21 protein-coding genes and 1 pseudogene are annotated in these 16,929 nt (G+C 54.3%); 11 read left to right on the top strand and 11 right to left on the bottom strand.

The genetic code is table 11. The features are described 5' to 3' along the window. The 7 genes from QJ48_RS11655 to QJ48_RS11625 form a co-directional block, all read left to right on the top strand. The coding region (locus tag QJ48_RS11655; RefSeq protein WP_054973769.1) for an ABC transporter substrate-binding protein at positions 1–1,189 on the top strand (1,189 nt) is incomplete at its 5' end. A 74-nt stretch (positions 1,190–1,263) separates the two neighbouring features. After that, the gene (locus tag QJ48_RS11650; protein WP_054973768.1) at positions 1,264–2,190 is read left to right on the top strand and encodes a carbohydrate ABC transporter permease; all 927 of its coding nucleotides are present in this window, start codon (positions 1,264–1,266) and stop codon (positions 2,188–2,190) included. Beyond that, the gene (locus tag QJ48_RS11645) at positions 2,190–3,077 is read left to right on the top strand and encodes a carbohydrate ABC transporter permease (RefSeq protein WP_054973767.1); all 888 of its coding nucleotides are present in this window, start codon (positions 2,190–2,192) and stop codon (positions 3,075–3,077) included. The genes QJ48_RS11650 and QJ48_RS11645 overlap by 1 nt, the downstream gene beginning before the upstream one ends. Positions 3,078–3,107: 30 nt before the next feature. After that, positions 3,108–3,971, top strand: coding sequence for a sugar phosphate isomerase/epimerase (locus QJ48_RS11640; RefSeq protein WP_054973766.1), 864 nt, complete (start codon positions 3,108–3,110; stop codon positions 3,969–3,971). Positions 3,972–4,005: 34 nt separating this feature from the next. Continuing rightward, a complete protein-coding gene (locus QJ48_RS11635) occupies positions 4,006–5,061 on the top strand; it encodes a Gfo/Idh/MocA family protein (RefSeq protein WP_054973765.1) in 1,056 nt (351 codons plus the stop codon). A 29-nt stretch (positions 5,062–5,090) separates the two neighbouring features. Beyond that, positions 5,091–5,768 carry an N-acetylmannosamine-6-phosphate 2-epimerase gene (locus QJ48_RS11630; RefSeq protein WP_054973764.1) on the top strand — a complete coding sequence of 226 codons (678 nt, stop codon included), beginning with the start codon at positions 5,091–5,093 and terminating at the stop codon, positions 5,766–5,768. 29 nt (positions 5,769–5,797) lie between these two features. Then, complete coding sequence (locus tag QJ48_RS11625) at positions 5,798–7,324, top strand: DUF4127 family protein (protein WP_054973763.1); 1,527 nt, start codon at positions 5,798–5,800, stop codon at positions 7,322–7,324. Between the two features lie 67 nt (positions 7,325–7,391). On the opposite strand, the gene QJ48_RS11620 is transcribed toward QJ48_RS11625, so the two are convergent. The 10 genes from QJ48_RS11620 to QJ48_RS11575 form a co-directional block, all read right to left on the bottom strand. Beyond that, the gene (locus QJ48_RS11620; RefSeq protein WP_054973762.1) at positions 7,392–7,850 is read right to left on the bottom strand and encodes a DinB family protein; all 459 of its coding nucleotides are present in this window, start codon (positions 7,848–7,850) and stop codon (positions 7,392–7,394) included. Between the two features lie 60 nt (positions 7,851–7,910). Continuing rightward, the gene (locus QJ48_RS11615) at positions 7,911–8,528 is read right to left on the bottom strand and encodes a hypothetical protein (RefSeq protein ID WP_054973761.1); all 618 of its coding nucleotides are present in this window, start codon (positions 8,526–8,528) and stop codon (positions 7,911–7,913) included. 206 nt (positions 8,529–8,734) lie between these two features. Continuing rightward, the gene (locus tag QJ48_RS11610) at positions 8,735–9,589 is read right to left on the bottom strand and encodes a hypothetical protein (protein ID WP_054973760.1); all 855 of its coding nucleotides are present in this window, start codon (positions 9,587–9,589) and stop codon (positions 8,735–8,737) included. Positions 9,590–9,785: 196 nt separating this feature from the next. After that, positions 9,786–10,127 (bottom strand): cupin domain-containing protein, encoded by a 342-nt coding sequence (locus QJ48_RS11605; protein WP_054973759.1) that lies wholly within the window; start codon positions 10,125–10,127, stop codon positions 9,786–9,788. Between the two features lie 6 nt (positions 10,128–10,133). After that, positions 10,134–10,925, bottom strand: coding sequence for a methyltransferase domain-containing protein (locus QJ48_RS11600; protein ID WP_054973758.1), 792 nt, complete (start codon positions 10,923–10,925; stop codon positions 10,134–10,136). Positions 10,926–10,940: 15 nt separating this feature from the next. Further along, a complete protein-coding gene (locus QJ48_RS11595) occupies positions 10,941–11,402 on the bottom strand; it encodes a hypothetical protein (protein ID WP_054973757.1) in 462 nt (153 codons plus the stop codon). Between the two features lie 72 nt (positions 11,403–11,474). Then, positions 11,475–11,855 (bottom strand): helix-turn-helix domain-containing protein, encoded by a 381-nt coding sequence (locus QJ48_RS11590; RefSeq protein ID WP_054973756.1) that lies wholly within the window; start codon positions 11,853–11,855, stop codon positions 11,475–11,477. Between the two features lie 25 nt (positions 11,856–11,880). Then, positions 11,881–12,705 carry a metallophosphoesterase gene (locus QJ48_RS11585; RefSeq protein WP_054973755.1) on the bottom strand — a complete coding sequence of 275 codons (825 nt, stop codon included), beginning with the start codon at positions 12,703–12,705 and terminating at the stop codon, positions 11,881–11,883. 13 nt (positions 12,706–12,718) lie between these two features. Then, complete coding sequence (locus tag QJ48_RS11580; RefSeq protein ID WP_054973754.1) at positions 12,719–13,135, bottom strand: GNAT family N-acetyltransferase; 417 nt, start codon at positions 13,133–13,135, stop codon at positions 12,719–12,721. Positions 13,136–13,167: 32 nt separating this feature from the next. Beyond that, positions 13,168–13,713 (bottom strand): GrpB family protein, encoded by a 546-nt coding sequence (locus tag QJ48_RS11575; RefSeq protein ID WP_054973753.1) that lies wholly within the window; start codon positions 13,711–13,713, stop codon positions 13,168–13,170. A 233-nt stretch (positions 13,714–13,946) separates the two neighbouring features. On the opposite strand from QJ48_RS11575, the pseudogene QJ48_RS35320 reads away from it, so the two are divergent. From QJ48_RS35320 to QJ48_RS11555, 4 genes and pseudogenes are all read left to right on the top strand, one after another. Continuing rightward, positions 13,947–14,316: pseudogene (locus tag QJ48_RS35320) on the top strand (DUF1697 domain-containing protein). Between the two features lie 117 nt (positions 14,317–14,433). Further along, a complete protein-coding gene (locus QJ48_RS11565) occupies positions 14,434–14,931 on the top strand; it encodes a DinB family protein (protein WP_054973751.1) in 498 nt (165 codons plus the stop codon). A gap of 57 nt (positions 14,932–14,988) precedes the next feature. Then, positions 14,989–15,987, top strand: a complete 999-nt coding sequence (locus QJ48_RS11560; protein ID WP_054973750.1) for a YafY family protein — start codon at positions 14,989–14,991, stop codon at positions 15,985–15,987. After that, complete coding sequence (locus QJ48_RS11555; protein ID WP_054973749.1) at positions 15,984–16,283, top strand: putative quinol monooxygenase; 300 nt, start codon at positions 15,984–15,986, stop codon at positions 16,281–16,283. Before QJ48_RS11560 ends, QJ48_RS11555 begins: the two co-directional genes overlap by 4 nt. Positions 16,284–16,370: 87 nt before the next feature. On the opposite strand, the gene QJ48_RS35315 is transcribed toward QJ48_RS11555, so the two are convergent. Further along, entirely contained in the window at positions 16,371–16,694 is a 324-nt protein-coding gene (locus QJ48_RS35315; protein WP_063858068.1) for a helix-turn-helix domain-containing protein, read from the bottom strand. Between the last annotated feature and the right edge of the window lie 235 nt (positions 16,695–16,929).

The following is a 16,929-nucleotide window of genomic DNA, read 5'->3' as shown; positions in this document are numbered from 1 at the left end:
GCTTTGGAACCATTACACCGGCGATAAAGCGGCTGTCCTCGAGCAGATGGTGTCGGCTTTCAACGCCAGCCAGAACGAAATTACGGTCAAAGCGCTGAGCAACCAGGACCCGCAAAAGCAGCTCACGGCGATCTCAGGCGGCAGCGCGCCCGATCTGATGTTCACGTTCTGGAACAACATCGGCCCGTGGTCCGAAGCGGGCGCGGTACTGAGCCTTGACGATTTCGTCAAGCAGGCGAACTTCGATACGAAGAAAATCATTCCCGCCGCCTTGGAACGCATGAAGGTGGACGGCAAGGTATACGGCTTCCCGATCTCGATGAGCATGGCAAGCCGGCTGTACTACAACAAGAAGATGTTTCAGGACGCGGGCATTGCCAAGCCGCCGGAAACGCTTGAAGAGATGTTCGAGGTCTCGAAGAAATTGACCAAGAAGGATAGCAAAAACGGCTATGAGCAGGTCGGCTTCATCCCCGACTATCCGTGGATCGACAACGTCTTCTGGCCGATCATCTTTGGCGGCTCCTGGGATGACGGCAAGGGCAAGCTGACGGCCGCCCAGAAGGCGAACGTCGATGCGATCGCTTACCAGACTTCGTATTACAAAGAGTTCGGCAGCGAGGGCATCTCCAAGTTCAAATCCGGCATGGGCAAGGCCGACACGCCGCAGGACCCGCTCATCACCGGCAAGCTCGGCATGATGATCGGCTGGGAGAACATGTACAACGACAAGCGCGGCGAAGGCGGAGCGATCGGCGTTGCGCCGTTCCCTTATCCGAAAGACCGGCCCGAGCTGAAGAACGCGGGCATGGTCAGCCCGATTGCGATGTTCATCCCGGCGAAAGCGAAGAACAAGGAAGCGGCCTGGAAAGTGATGCAGTATTTCTTGTCGGAGGATGTGCAGATCGAGTACGCGACCAAAGCGAAGACGATTCCGGTGCTCCTGAGCGCGCTGGACAATCCGAAGCTGACCAAGAACGAAGCGACGAAGTCGCTGACGGAATTTTTCGAGAGCGCGAAGAGCTCGAACCTGAACGGCTTTCCGAACAGCGTCTATATCAACGAATATTTGCAGGCGCTGAACGAAGAGACGGAAAAAGCGCTCAAGGGCCAGATCACGCCGCAGCAGGCGATGGACAACGTCGTGGCCAAAATTCAACCGAAAGCGGATAAAGCGAACAAGAAATAAGAACGTCGTGGCGCGCGCATGCGGTTATCGCGCCGTTCGCGCGCCCCGAACATCGAAGAAGAGGAGGACCGGAGATGGATGCAGTCAATCGAATCGGAATCAAGCGCAGAGAGCGCCAGCGTCTCCTCGTCGGGTTGTGCTTTATCAGTCCGTGGCTGATCGGATTTTTGCTGTTTCAGCTGCTGCCGATCATATCTTCGTTCTATTACAGCCTGACGGAGTACAACCTGTTCGAAGCCCCGCAGTGGGCGGGCGCCGCGAATTACGCGGAGCTGGTCGTAGACGGTAAGGTATGGCAATCGCTGTACAATACGCTTTTTATGGCGGTGTTCGGGCTGTTCCCGCATCTGGCTTTCGCGCTCGGCATTGCCATGCTGCTCAACAAAGACGTTAAGGGAAAATCGCTCTACCGTACAATATATTTTCTGCCTACGCTCGTGCCGACGGTTGCCGCGACGCTGCTGTGGATGTGGCTGCTGAACGCGCAGTACGGGCTGATCAACGAGCTGCTCGGCATGCTGGGACTGCCGCAGCCCGTCTGGCTGCTGGAGCCGCAATGGACGAAGCCCGCGCTGATCCTGATGGGCTTCTGGGGAACGGGGACGGCGAGCATTATGTATTTGGCCGCCCTGCAGGATGTGCCGCGCATGTATTACGAAGCGGCGGAGATCGACGGAGCCAACGCCTGGCAGAAGTTCCGCCACATTACGCTGCCGGCGATCTCGCCGATGACGCTGTTTCAGGTCATCATGGGCGTCATCGGGGCGCTGCAAATGTTCACGCAAGGCTACGTGTTCGCGGACGGCAACGGGCAGGCGATCGGCGGACCGGAAAATTCGCTTTTGTTCTACGCGGTGTACTTGTACCAGACGGCGTTCTCGTTCCTGCGGATGGGCTACGCGTCGGCGATGGCCTGGGTGCTGTTCGTTATCGTCTTCCTGCTGACCTTTCTGGTCTTCAAAACATCGGCCCGCTGGGTTTATTACGGAGGTGAGCGCTAATGTCCAAGGCAACTGCCGCAACGTCTTCCCTATCCGTTAGCCGGAATAAGCGAAAGCGAGCTCTCGGGGCGCGCCCAAGCTGGGTGACGCATCTGCCGCTCGTGCTCGTCGGCCTGCTGTTTCTGCTGCCGTTCGTCTGGCTGGTCATTACGTCGCTCAAAACCGATGAGGAAATCTTCGTCGTGCCGGTCCGGTGGTGGCCCGAGACGGTCCAGTGGAGCAACTACGTCAATGCGATGAAGGCCATTCCGTTTTTCCAATACACAATGAATACGGTGCTGATTTCCGCCCTTTGCGTGCTCGGCGTTGTCGTCATCGCGCCGCTAGTCGCTTACGGGTTCGCTCGGATTCAGTTTAAGGGCAGAAATGCGCTGTTCCTTGTGATGATGAGCACGCTGATGCTTCCTTTTCAAGTGACGATGATTCCGCTTTACGTGCTGTTCAACAAGCTGGATCTGATCAATTCGTACTGGCCGATCGTGCTTTCCTCGTGGTTTGGCACCGGCATGGCGTACTACATTTTTATGGTGCGGCAGTTTTTTATGGGCATCCCGCACGAGCTGACGGAGTCGGCGAAGATTGACGGCGCTTCGGAGTTTCGCATTTATGCGCAAATTATTCTTCCGTTGGCGAAGCCGGCGATTTTAACCGTGGGGCTGTTCACGTTTCTGGCGGCGTGGGGCGATTTTCAAGGCCCGCTCATTTATTTGAACGATCCGGAGAAGTGGACGCTGTCGATCGGGCTGAAGCAGTTCATCCGCGAGAATCAAGTAGCTTGGGGGCAGCTGATGGCGGCTTCGACCTTGTTCACTGTTCCGATCATTATTATGTACTTTTTCGTGCAGAAAAAATTTATCGAGGGCATCTCCATCACGGGGATGAAATAACCAAAAGCAGCATCCGGGGAGGAATTGACAATGAAGCTGGGCATCAGCTCCTACAGCTTGTATCAGGCGGTGCAGCGCGAAGGCTGGACCATCCTGGACATTATCGAATGGATTGCGGAGAACGGGGGCGAGCACGCGGAAATCGTGCCGCTGGAGTACGACCTGCTGGAGCAGCCGGAGCTGGCGGACCGGATCCGGGAAAAAGCGGCGCAGTGCGGAATCGAGCTGTCCAATTACGCGATCGGCGCGAACTTTGTGACGGAGTCGGACGAGGCGTACTTGGCAGAAATCGAGCGGGTCAAAAAGCACGTCGAGCTTGCGCATCGCATGGGCATCCGGCTCATGCGGCACGATGCGGCGTCCCGGCCGCTGCCGGAAACGACGATCTCCCGGTTCGAAGCGGATCTGGGGCGGGTGGCGGAGGCTTGCCGTCAGGTAGCCGACCATGCCGCTTCGTACGGCATCGTCACCAGCGTGGAAAATCACGGGTATTACATCCAGCACAGCGACCGGGTGCAGCGGTTGGTGGACCGGGTGGACCGGGATAATTTCCGGACGACGCTGGACGTAGGCAACTTCCTGTGCGTCGACGAGCTGTCCGTTCCGGCTGTCAGCAAAAATATTCCCATCGCCTCGATGGTGCACGTGAAGGATTTTTACGTCCGGCCTTCGTACCGGAATCCCGGCGAGGGATGGTTCCGGTCGGCGGGCGGCAGCTATTTGCGCGGGGCGATTGCCGGTCAAGGCGACATCGATATGCCGGAGGTGCTGCGCATCATCAAGGCGTCGGGCTACGACGGGTACGTATCCATCGAATTTGAAGGCATGGAAGATTGTAAGCAGGGAGCCAAGATCGGCATGGATTACGTCCGCGCCATGTGGAAGGAACTGTAAACCTGAGTATATACTCGGATCGGGAGGATTCGTCATGAGTAAAGTGAGAATCGGCGTTATCGGAGCGGGAAGTATCTCGGAAATGCATTTGAAGGCTTATGCGGGCAACCCGGAGGCGGAGCTTGCGGCGATCTGCGATTTGAACGGGGAGCGGGCGAAAACTAAGGCGGAAGCCTACGGCGCGGGAAAAGTATTTACGGATTACATGCAGCTGCTTGCCGATCCGGACATCGACGCGGTGAGCGTGTGCACGTGGAACAACAGCCACGCCGCCATCAGCATCGCCGCCTTGGAGGCGGGCAAGCATGTGCTGTGCGAGAAGCCGCTGTGCAAGACGGTAGAGGAAGCGCTTCAGGTGGAGGCGGCAGTCGGCCGGAGCGGCAAGACGCTGCAGATCGGCTATGTGCGCCGGTATGGCACCAACGTGCGCGTGCTGAAGAAGTTCATTGATGCGGGCGAACTGGGCGAAATCTATTACGCCAAAGCGACCTGCTTGCGCCGTCTCGGCAATCCGGGCGGCTGGTTCTCCGACATCGAGCGCTCGGGCGGCGGTCCGCTCATCGACCTCGGCGTTCATATCATTGATCTGTGCTGGTATCTAATGGGCAAGCCGAAGGTCAAATCGATCAGCGGCAATGCGTACCGGAAGCTGGGCAACCGGAGCCATATTCAACATTTGGATTACTATAAGGCGGCCGATTACAATGAGCACAATACGGTGGAGGATCTGGCGAACGCGCTGATCCGTTTCGAGAACGGCGCTTCCTTGCTCGTGGATGTCAGTTTTACGCTTCAGACCAAGAAGGACGAGTTCGCTGTCAAATTGTATGGTGATAAGGGCGGGGTCGAGGTCGAGCCGGAGCTGACGATTGTCACGGAGCGGCACGACACGATCTTGAACGTCACGCCGCAGATCGATCACTTGTCGTTCGATTTCGAACGCGGCTTCCAGAACGAGATCGATCATTTTATCAATTGCTGCCAAGGCCGGGAGCAGACGATCAGCCCGGTTCAGGACGGCGTAGAAATGATGAAAATGCTGTGCGGCATCTACGAATCGGCCCAGTCGGGCGAGGAAATCCGGTTTTAGCATCCTATTTGCGGTTGGGAGATCATATGATGAGACAAAGAATTGCGGAGAGAGGCCTGGTCGTCTCCTGCCAAGCGTATGAGGGGGAGCCGCTGTTCGGCCCCCATCATATGGCCGAGATGGCCAAAGCGGCGGTGCTTGGCGGGGCGGTCGGCATTCGCGCGAACGGGCTCGCGGATATTTTTGCCGTGAAGCAAGCCGTCGCTGTACCGGTGATCGGCTTGAACAAACGAAGCTGCGAAGGCAGCGACGTGTATATTACGCCGACGCTGGAGGATGCGCTCGCCGTTCATGCCGCCGGCGCGGATATTATTGCGCTGGACGGCACGAACCGGCCGCGGCCTGACGGACGGACGCTGGCGGATACAGTGAAGGAGCTGAAGCGGCGGGACATCCTGATTATGGCGGATATTTCGACCGAGGAGGAAGGGCGATACGCCGCGAAGCTCGGCGTTGACTGGATATCGACCACGTTGTCGGGCTACACGCCGTACAGCACGCAATCGGCCGAGCCGGACATCGCGCTGGTGGCCCGCTTGGCCGCAGCCGTGCAAGTCCCGGTTGTTGCGGAAGGAAGATACGGCAAGCCGGAGGACGTCAAGCGAGCGCTGGACGCAGGTGCGCAGTTCGTCGTCATCGGCGGGGCGATTACGCGTCCGCAGCACATTACCGAACGGTTCGTGCACGCCATTCGGGAGAGCGGCTAGAGTTGAAGCGGCCGGGGGAGGGAGAAACCATGCGAACCATACTGTATGTTCCGCTAGATGAACGTCCGTGCAACTTCGATTTTCCGGCCGATCTGGCCGCCGGTACGGATTTTCGGCTCGTGAGGCCGGAGCCGGAGGCGATGGGGCGCAAAAAATCGCCTGCGGACGTGGAACGGCTATGGGCCTGGCTGTTCGAGCAGGCGGCCGAAGCCGACGGCGCGATCGTTTCGCTGGATACGCTGGTGTACGGAGGCATCGTGCCGTCGAGACTGCATCGGCTGTCCCCGGAGCAGTGCCGGGAGCGGCTGGATAGGCTGCGCAAGCTGAAGCAAATCAATCCGAAGCTGCGGCTGTATGCCTTCAATCTGATCATGCGTTGTCCGAGCTATTCGAGCAGCGACGAGGAACCGGACTATTACGAGTCGTGGGGGAAGGACATTTTCCGGCGGGGGGTTCTTCGGCACCGGGCGGAGCTTGGGCTGGCGGACGAGAAGGAGCTTGCGGAGCTGAAACAGCTGGATGCGGCTGTCCCTGCCGATGTCTGGCAGGATTACACGGCACGGCGGGACGTCAATCTGCAGGTCAACCGGTGGGCGGTCGAACTGGTGAAGGAGCGGATCGTCGATTTCATGATCGTGCCGCAGGACGACTCGGCGCCCTTCGGGCTGACGGCCGTAGACCAGCAGCGCGTGCGCGAGCATATCCGGAGCCTGAGTCTGCAGCTCCAGGTGCATATGTACCCGGGAGCCGATGAGGTCGGCTGCACGCTGCTGGCCCGCATGATCAACGGGTTTATGGGCGTCCGGCCGCTCATTTACCCGCATTTTTCGAGTGTGCAGGGTCCGTTCGTGACGCCGCTGTACGAAGACCGGATGCTGTACGAGACGCTAAAATGCCACATCGTGGCCGCAGGCGCGCTGATGGCTTCCTCCGTCAGCGAAGCAGATCTGGTTCTGTGCGTGAATACGCCGGGAGAGCAGATGATCGAAGCCGGTGAGCAGGCCCTGCCGAATCCGAACCGCGGATATACCGTGCTGCGGAACCTCGTCGAATTGACCGAAGTGGCGCACGAGGTCGTTCACCGCTGGAAGAAGCCGTGTCTGGTCGCCGACGTCGCCTATGCCAACGGCTCCGATCTGGAGCTGCTGGCGCTGCTGCGGCAGAAGGGTCTGCTGTTCCGCTTGGCCGCCTACGCCGGTTGGAACACCAACGGCAATACGCTTGGCACGTGCCTCGCGCAGGGGCTCCTCTATTACTTGTACGGCGATACGCCGGGCCATCGCGATTTTCTGGCCTTGCGGTTCGTAGAGGACGCGGGCTACTGCGCATCCGTCCGTCAGCAGGTCACCCGGTCGTGCTTGCCGTCCATGGGGCATACGTACTTCTCGGTCGACGGGGAGCGGGGGGCGGTGGCGGACCTTGTGAAGCAGGAGCTGCAGCGGTTTGCCCGGGAGCAGATCGACGACGAAGGGCACCGCGTCGTGATTGACGACTGCCACATGCCGTGGAGCCGGATGTTCGAGGTCGGCCTGCGCGTGCGTGTCGAGAGGAGATAGGGGGCTTTGTCCCAGTCCAGGCAACCGCCAGCCCCAAGGGAGCCGGGAGGCGCCGGCGGTTGCCTATCTATAAGCCTCTGCGGATGAAGTTTGCCGAAACCGCCCGCAAGCCCAAATCCTTGGCCCAGACGGACAATTGTCCGACATGATGAATTTCGTGGGCGATCACATGTCTTAAGATTTCGCCTTGGGTAAACGTTTCTTCCATCCCGGAAGGTGTAATAGGTTCTCCATCCGATTCATTTGTCCAATGTACAAGAAAGTCCTCGACTTCGATCCGATACTGTGCGGACAGCTGCCGTATTTTGTCCAAACTGGCGTTGTCGTTGAAAGCAGGCTCCGGGTCCGGCTCGCCCTTGATGGCCCGAATCCAGCTGCACTCCACATCGACGATATGAAACAGCGTTTTCAGGATGGAGCCGACTCCGCCGGTGCGTTCGCGCAGCAGCTCTTCCTCGCTTATTGCCTCGAAGGTTTCAAACCATTCGTCCCGTACCATCCAATTGTAGCGAAATAACCGCAGCATTCGTTTTCCTCCTCAGACCGGTTCAGACTACTTCCATAATATCTGGTCGAAAGACCAAGCTCAATATGCCGTCTTACTGCATTGTCCCTCCGGCGTCAGCTGATAGAAGCCGTCCTGTACGTACAACCGGTAGGAGCGGCTTTCCTCATCGTAAGCGGCTGCGTGCTGCCATGCTTCTTCCAGCGATTCCGTCTTGATCAACCGATGGAAAAAGTGCATGATGAACAGCGCGGCCGCTTCTCCCGAAACATCGATATCGGCGGCGATATACGCTTTAAGGTTTCCTTGCATAAAAGCTTTGCCCGCTTCTTCGACACCCGCAGAGCAGGCCGTATTGATGACAACCGCTCCCGGCAGATCAATCGCTTGGCCTATCGTCTCCGGAAGCATAACCTCATCGTGCAAGCTCGAAACGTCGATTTCTTCGATATATTCGCCGAAAATAATCCCGCCCTTGTCCCCATGAGCGCTAATAATAAGGTAAGGCGGAGCGTTTTCTTCTCCTTGTCCGATCACTTGCAGAAAATCCCCCGGCGTGCCGATGGCATGAAACAGCGTAACCGTATTGAATTGTTCCAGGGTCGTACGAATAAAATTGGCCTCGCCGCCGTCGTCGATCGCAGCGATCGCAACAGGCAATCGTTTGGCGTAAAATCGGGTATCGGCAGGTTTCCACATGGTGTACCACTCCTCATCTATTTTTATATGCTTACGACGAGGGGTTTTCATGGTTTCGCTGTTTTTGGTTTCGACCCAAGGCGAATGCAAAAAAGCACCTTTCTTGAAGGACGAGGCCAGCCGCTGTATGCCGCCCCTTCCTATCTAGAAATGTGCTTTATTTTGAAAGTTTTTTGTGTCGGAATCCCGCTCTTGTACGATTGAGCTTACAGCGTCAAGTTCACGATTGTTCCGGCGGGTGATTTATTTCCTTTACGCTTCTCCGAGTACGTCTCGATTTCTTGCGCCGTTAGCTGTCTCCTCCCGGATTGCTGCGGTTTATCCAAGCTTTCATCTTCTTTCGTTTGTTTGGCGGGCTTGGCGGAAGCGATCTTGTCCTCCTCCCGGACCGCTTTAGCGATGTCGCTTGCGATATTACCGGACAGTTCCATAAGCTTGCCATTTAAGTTCTCGGCTTTTTCCTTCAATTCGCTTGAGCGTACAGGGTCGCTGTGCTCCCAGCCTTTGGCCTCCGTTCGCAGCGTATTTTGCGCCATCTTGATGCGGCCGAAGTTCTGCTTCTCCTGGCTCGCCGACACAACCGCTTGCATTGTGTTTGAAGATAAAACAGAGTCCTCTTGGGACCGCTCATTCGGGTAGCCGCCGCCAGGACTGGAGGCGTTCGACTTCTCGCCCTTTTTCTTGCTCTCTTCGTCTAATCCCGCTGCCTTCCGCTGCTCTTCGAGCTGGATTTTTCTCATCTGCTCTTCCAGCTCCCGGATTTGCTTGTCGATGTTTTCGAGCTCCGCTTTCATCGATTCCGCACTCGTGCCTTTTTTCAAAGCCTCGCTTAAATAATTGTCTCGTCGTTCCATCAGCCCTTGCTTTTGTTCCATTAACCGCTCCAGTGCTGAGGCCGCCGTTTTTTGACCGGGACCGTTAAGGAAAGGCTTGCGGATGGTAACCCTGTCCTGCTGCTGTTGCTTGTGCTCCTGCTGTTCGTTCGCATTGGATCGCCGAGCGAACGTGTGATTACCATGTGCGCCGACAAACGAAGGCCGTAAGTCTAAGGAAACGCGCATGAATAGGATCCTCCTCCGTGATTTTATTGTAAAAGCAATCCTTATTTTACTATATCGTCTAATCTCATGAATTTTTAAAACGATTTACTAAAAAAGTTTATTGAAATAAATTTTTTGCTTCTAAAGACTTGGATACGGCGTCCCGTATCTTGATCACCTGAATGGCGGATGTAATATCGAGAATCGTTTTAAGAGACTAAATAAACACCGTATCGGCATCCGTATGCTCGAAGCACAGATTAACCGTCCGCACGTTCGATCTGGTCCGGTGAACGACTCCGGCAGGAATGGTGATGGAATCGTTGGCTTTCAACGATACGGTGTCGCGGTCTTGGAAATCGATGAGCAGCTCGCCTTCCAGCACGATAAACAGCTCGTCGGAGGTCGGGTGATAATGCCATTGATATTCGCCGGTGAACACGGCCAGCCGAAGACAGCTTTCATTGACGGTACTGACGACAACGTTGCGGTACTGCTCTTCGACGCTGCCGCTTACTTGCGACAGATTGATAACTTCAAGTTCTTGGGCTGATTTCACTGTGTATCATCCTTTGCTAGTTGTAGTGTTATTTTTTCGGGCGATGAGGTGGGTGAATACCGCAATATCTCGATAAGGACTAAGACGTCCTAATTCGAGTTCCAGTTTCACGGCCCGGCGGTGCCACTCTTCCTGCTGCTTGATTTCATTATCGGCAATGTATCCGTAGATGTTGTGGATGCCGCACCGGTCAAGAACTTCGTAACCCGCTTCCTGAAGCCATTGCTGCAGCCGTTCATAGGGATACGTGGTGATGTCCGTTTGAATGACGCTGCTGTAGTCCTGATCGGTTTCGAGGCCGTGCAAGGCTTCCTCGGGATCTTTAAGGATGACCGCTTTCTTCATCACTTTCCCCACAGGGTTATGAGCAATGAGCGATAAATAGCCGCGTTCGTTCTGCTTGGAGCCGATTCGCTTGAGCAAGTCTCCGGGCTCTTCCACATATTCCAGGACGTTATGGCAAAATAGCCAGTCATACCGTCCCGGCAAAGCAAGCTCCTCTTGAAGTGTGGACACCCTGTAATCGATGCTCATGCGATTGTTCGACGCGGATTGCTTCGCGATTTCGATCATTTCCGGCGTAGGGTCGATTCCTGTCACTCGATTTCCTCTCCTGGCGTACTCCGAGCTGGTGATGCCGAAGCCGCAGCCGATGTCCAGAATCGATTGTCCGGCTCCTTCGAGAAAACGGTCGATTTGATGCCAGGCTGTCGCATAAAATAACTGTCCCCATGGCATCTCGGTAGAGGTTAAATAAGATTGGATCGATTTGGAGAACGATGCGGTCTTGGAAGCCATAGGATATCGCTCCTTTTATAGTTGTTCTTTTTCGGATTTACGAATGGAAGCTGCTGCTACGCAAACGGCGATACTGACTACTCCGGATGCGATGTACGTGTTCGTATAATACGGAAGCGCCTCCGCCTCAACAAACTGCAGCACGCTTGTCCAATTCACGATTCCGTCGCCGCCGCCATCCCCGCCTGAGGCTACAAAAGTCGCGCCGATAAGAAACAACAAAACCCGCTCTCCCACCACGGGTGCGATACTGATCCAGAAAGCTCCTTGACGGGGCCGTGCAAACTGCTTTCTTGCATACAGCCCTGCTGTGATATAGGGGAGGATGAGTACGCTGAATCCAATAATCGCGCCTGAAATATGTCGCTGACGGTCGACGGGAAGGCCGGTCATCAGCATGTAGGCTTGAACGGTGACAAACAGGCATAGAAGATAGGCGATTGTGGTGACGAACCAGCCTTCGACGTATTTTTTCACAGTGCCAGATCCTTTCTGAATAAAAGTTACTCATCCTATGCGCCGGTGGGCTGATCCGGGTGCAGCAGTACGTCAACTGCTAAACGGATCTTTTCCTCTTGAATGGAGCATATGGTAGTCGATCCATTTGTCCAACGTGCTTTTGCTGTAATAGCGCCGGCCGTTAATTTGAAAGAACGAAATATATTGATTGGTATCGTAAGCCGACAGCTTCTCTCGGATCGCTTCCGATTTGTTTACCAGCTCTTTGAAGCTGGCTTCAGGCAGACCTACATAGCTTGCCGCTTCTTCATCCGTTAGAAGCATTGCGTTGGACAGTGCTCGTGGCTTGCTCGAATCCTTGGGCACGAAGGCAGCTTGAATGGCATCGGCGATTAGTTTGGCTCCGTAGATGAAGGACAGGCAGCACACGATAACCAAAACCACCTGCAAAATGGGGTGGGTTTTATGCATTGGCAACACGATCCTTTCGTTACGGCTAGTGTTGAACAGTCACGATAGGTTGCGGTACCCCGTTATTCTCGTCCGGATAGCCGAGCGAAGCATTAATAAACCGGCAACCATGGCTGGTGTAATCCATTCGGCTGTGTACATGCCCGAAGCACCATATCTTATTGTGAATGTGCCTTAAATACTCCGAGCCGTCAAAATAATAAAAGCTCGTCGCCAGTTGTTCCGCCCGGTCGGCAGGGACATGCGTCCAGTCAGGCGATACATGGGTTACGATAACATCGCTGTCCGGGAGAACTTGGCGAAGCTTCCGATTCTCTTCTTGAAACATCCAGTTCACCAATCTCGGTCTACCTTCGATTAACGCGGAATCGTTCGAAATGGTTTTCCAATGGTCGTAGATCTGGTCCTCGTCAGCCTTTAATACTTGGAGACCGTACTGAAAGTCGTACCACATGCCGCAGCCGCCGAACCGAATCCCATCGATTTCGGTCGAGCTTCCGTCCAAGATATGCACGTCCGGCAGCGGGTCAAGGAGCCGCTTCATTTCGGCCCATCGGTGGAACGAGTTCTTTTTGTATTTATTTTTGATGGATTTGGACACTAAATAGTAGTCGTGGTTGCCTGCTGCGATGACGATATGAGTGTAATGCTCCTTGAGCCTCGTAAGCATCATTGCATTCTGTTTATTGAAATGTCCGAGATCACCGGCGATGACTAGAGTGCTTGAGGGAGAGGCAGGCAAAAGCAGCTGAATAAAAGCATCCAACTGCCGGTTCATTTTCGTCAAATTGCCCGAATGCTCCACCCAAAAGTCCAAGTGGATGTCCGATATCAGGTCGAATTTCACCATTTTCCGTTACCTGCTACAGAGTCTTCTTCAAAAAGTATTTCGTGCACCCCTGAATCGGAAAATCCTCCAGAGTCCCGAACACCTCGAAGCCGTGCTTTTTATAGAAATCCGGAGCCTGGAAGCTGAAGGTGTCCAAATAAATGAGTTTTACGTCTTGCAGTCTTCCGGCCTGTTCGATCTCTTGAAGCAAGCGCGATCCCAGTCCCAATTTACGAGAGCCTTCATCTACCCACAGCATTTCAACAAAAATACCTTCACCGAACCGACGGCTAAGCAGTCCGCCGATGATCTCTTGGTTTTCGTTTTTTACAATGAAGTTTATGAAATCGTAGGAAGCGTCCACGTTCTTGAGGTTGTAAGCTATCAGCTGATTCCGAACGAACCCGTATTCGTCCGATTCACTGGCAACTCTTTCCAATTGGTAGTTCATGTTTTTCTCCTCCATTTCGTGGCTTACCTAGCTTACCAATCGCTATTTCCGGGCCTCCATCCCGTTTCTTGAGACCAGGAATGCGCTTGCTGCAAAATGCTCCAAATCACAGGGGTCTTCCCGTCCACGTAGCTCTCCCGCTCATTCCGGTATAGCTCCATGAGACGATGCTTCTCCTTGACGTAGGCCGTACAAGCTTCCGGATGGGAACGCAAGTAGTCTCTAAATAAAAGAGTCAGCTGCTCGGACCAACTGCCGTGTTCTCTGACATGGATGTGGGTTCTTTTTGTTCCCGGACTTTCTCTGAAATAGGCTTTGGATTTGTCAGGGTTATCCTCTCGATGAATGAAGCCGATGCTTTCCAGCTGCGGCTTATAAGTCTCCAGAGATGCAAGCTGCTTTACTGAAATTTGAATGTCGATAATGGGCTTCGCATCGATCCCCTTCACGGAAGTGGACCCGACATGGTCAATTCGTATGGCGGCGTCTCCCAAGGATTGTCTTATGCGCTCTCCGATGATTTTGAATCCATCGGGCCACGAATCGTTGTAAGTTAAGACGATAACCGGGTCTTTCATGATTCACCTCGCGTTGTTCCGTTAAAATGACTCCTGAAGAATAGTATACCAAAATTTGGCTCGTGGCGAAAAAACAACACCGTACTTGCTGCGGTCTGTCATGGACACCATATCGCTCCGACGCATGAAAGACATATTCAAAAGGGAACAGCAAAGGTATACTAAGAATTAGCAAATTCACAGCAGAGCATGTCCCAGCCTTGTATTTATACTTCCGAAGAAGAGGTGGCAGAATGACTATTTATATCGCGCTGCTGCGGGGAATTAATGTGAGCGGATATAATAAGATCAAGATGGCCGAATTGAAGCGTACGCTGGAAACGATGGGCCTGCATCGGGTCCAAACATATATTCAAAGCGGCAATGTCCTGTTCGAATCGGAAGAGAGCCCGGAGACGCTGCCTTGTCGACCTATTGTCCACCAGCGAACGAGATAACGATGAATACCACATCCACGGACACGAGATTTACTTCTTGTTCCGTCAAAGCATACTGGATTCCAAGCTGGCGAAGCATCTGCAAAAGCTGGGCGATACGGCGACAACGCGCAACTGGAATACGATGAACAAACTGGCTGCGCTGGCGAAAGCGATGCAGGCTTAACGGGAAAACTGCCGTCTGGAAAAGAAAGAATGACTCATCGGAATGACTGACCGTTTCTGTCAGGGATCTGAAATTATACTCATGATGAGGAGAAAAAAGATCCCGGGAGGAATGGGCATGTTTACGACGATAGCGAATTTTGCGGCGGAATGGGAGAAGGAGGCGGAATTGACCGTTCAGGTTTTGAACGGACTGACCGACGAGTCGTTACAACGGAGGATTGACGCCGATCGCCGAACGTTGGGAGCGCTGGCTTGGCATCTGGTCACGTCGATTGATTTTATGACCGCGTTGGGTCTTGATTTCAAGGGAGTGAGCGAAGGCGTGAAAGCTCCGGAATCGGCGGAAGTCATCGCTGAGGAGTACAGGCGTATCAGCGGTGCTTTACTCGAAGCCGCAAAGACGCAATGGACTGATGACAGGCTTCGCGAGTCGTGCACGATTGGGGGAGGGAAGTGGCCGATTAGCGCTGCTTTGCGGTATTTTCTCATGCACCAGGCCCACCACCGGGGCCAGATGACGGTGCTGATGAGGCAAGCCGGATTGCGTCCCCCTGAAATCTACGGCCCGACTTACGAGACATGGGTGGATAAGGGAAAGGCCCCTTTGGACTGACCGGCGTACAAAAGAATCGATTCCAGACGATTGCGGGAAAGAAGGTTGGTTTGGACCATGACGAAAGCGGATAACATGTTATCGATCCTCTGGATGCTTCGCTCGGGCAAGCGGATGACCGCCAAGCAGTTGGCAGAAGAGCTGGAGATTCACGTGCGGACGGTCTACCGCTGCATCGATTCTCTGTGCGCCAGCGGAGTGCCGATCGTCGCGGAATCCGGTCCAAACGGCGGCTACAGCATTTTGAGCCGTTTCGCCGATTCCCCGCTCGTCTTCGATGCCGAGGAGCAGAAGGGACTGATCCATGCCACGATCTTCGCCAAGGAGGCCGGGTACCCGTACTCGGACGCTTTGGCCCGGGCGGTGGACAAGCTGAAGCGCTACGCGAACGAAAAGCAGCTGGACCTGCTTGAGCGCCATAGCGGCGGCTTGTCGGTCATTTATCCGCCCGCCGACGGCGGGGATCAGGCCTATCTGCAAGTGCTGGAGGAGGCGGCCGGACAGGGGCGGACGCTGGAAATGGAATATGACCGGGGCAAGGGGGAGGCTTCTCCTCCGCGGCTGTTCAATTCTTACGGCATTGTCTTCTGGAAAGGAGGCTGGTATGCGGTCGGGCATTGCGGCTACCGGGGAGAGATACGGAGCTTTCGCGTGGACCGCATACGCGGGCTGCGGGAGACCGAGGGACGCTTCGAGCGTCCGGCGGGGTTCTCCGCCAAGGATCATCTGCTCGGCAATTTACTCCCCGATCCGTCCGGTCCCGCGGAGTTTGAGACCGTGCTTATTCGAGGGAAGGAGCAGGTGCTGAACGAGCTGTGCCGGCATTGGCTGTTCGGCCATGCGCTTGTGGAGCGTCAGCCGGAAGAAGCCGTATTCCGTTTGGAACGTTCGACACTGCAGACTTACGTGCCCTGTTTTCTAATGCCGTACAGTACGGCATTGCAGATCGAGTCGGAGCTGCTCGTCCGGAAAATGACGGAGGCTAGCGCCCGCATATTTGCGCATTACGAAGCGATGTTATCTGATCACACAAGTAGAAAGGGAGATGAATCATGAGTAAATACGCTATGTTCGGAAAGTTGACCGCCCACCCGGGGAAACGGGAAGAGCTTGCAAAAATGATGCTGGAAGCCGATACATTAAACGAAATGGAAGGCTGCATCTATTATATTCTGCATGAAGCAGAAGAAGATCCGGACGTCTTGTGGATCACGGAGCTGTGGGAGAGCCAGGAGGCGCATGCCGCGTCGCTGAAGAACGAAAAAGTGCGCGAGCTCATCGGGCGCTGCCGTCATTTGATTGCGGAAGCCGGTGGCGTAAAGGTCCGGCCGATCGGGGGAAAAGGGTTTTGATGAGGAAGTTCTGCGCATAGGTAAGTGAAAAACTAGGATGTGTGTATCACAGCGCATCCTGGTTTTTTTATTATGTCACTCATGTCGTTACTTATTTTTAATTCGTTGTATGAATCCTAGCACGTATTCCTTATCTTCATTGTTTAAGCTGCGAATCGCTTGAAATAGCTTCCGATCCAGCTCGTCTAATGGCGGAAACTGGACATGGTCCGATGCTCCGGTTAAATAATCTGTAGTCACTTCAAAGATTTGTGCAAGCTTAACCAATGTTTCGGTATCCGGATCACGTATCCCGTACTCCCAATTGGCGTAAGTGCTGCTGCGTTTGATACCTAATCGTTCGGCTACATAGGTTTGAGACCAGCCTTTATCTTCTCTCAAGTGCCTCAACCGTTCGGCAAGTACGGACATAGGTCGTCACCTCACATTTCATCAACATTGTAACAATAAAGCATCATGGTAATAAAGATTTACACTAAAAGTGTTGATAACACATTCGGTGTATGATATATTTAATTTCAATCTACACAAAATGTGTAAAAACTATGGAAGGAAGAGAATAATCATGAATGTTCTATGGTTACTGCCTGATGACACAATTATAGAATCTAGCGTTCCGAACATCGATCAGCTTCTGTTTATATTA

It is taken from the genome of Paenibacillus sp. A3 (genome assembly GCF_001399685.1).
Lineage (GTDB): Bacteria > Bacillota > Bacilli > Paenibacillales > NBRC-103111 > Paenibacillus_G.
Note: the sequence above shows the minus strand (reverse complement) of the source record. Positions and strands in the feature narration are given on the sequence as shown.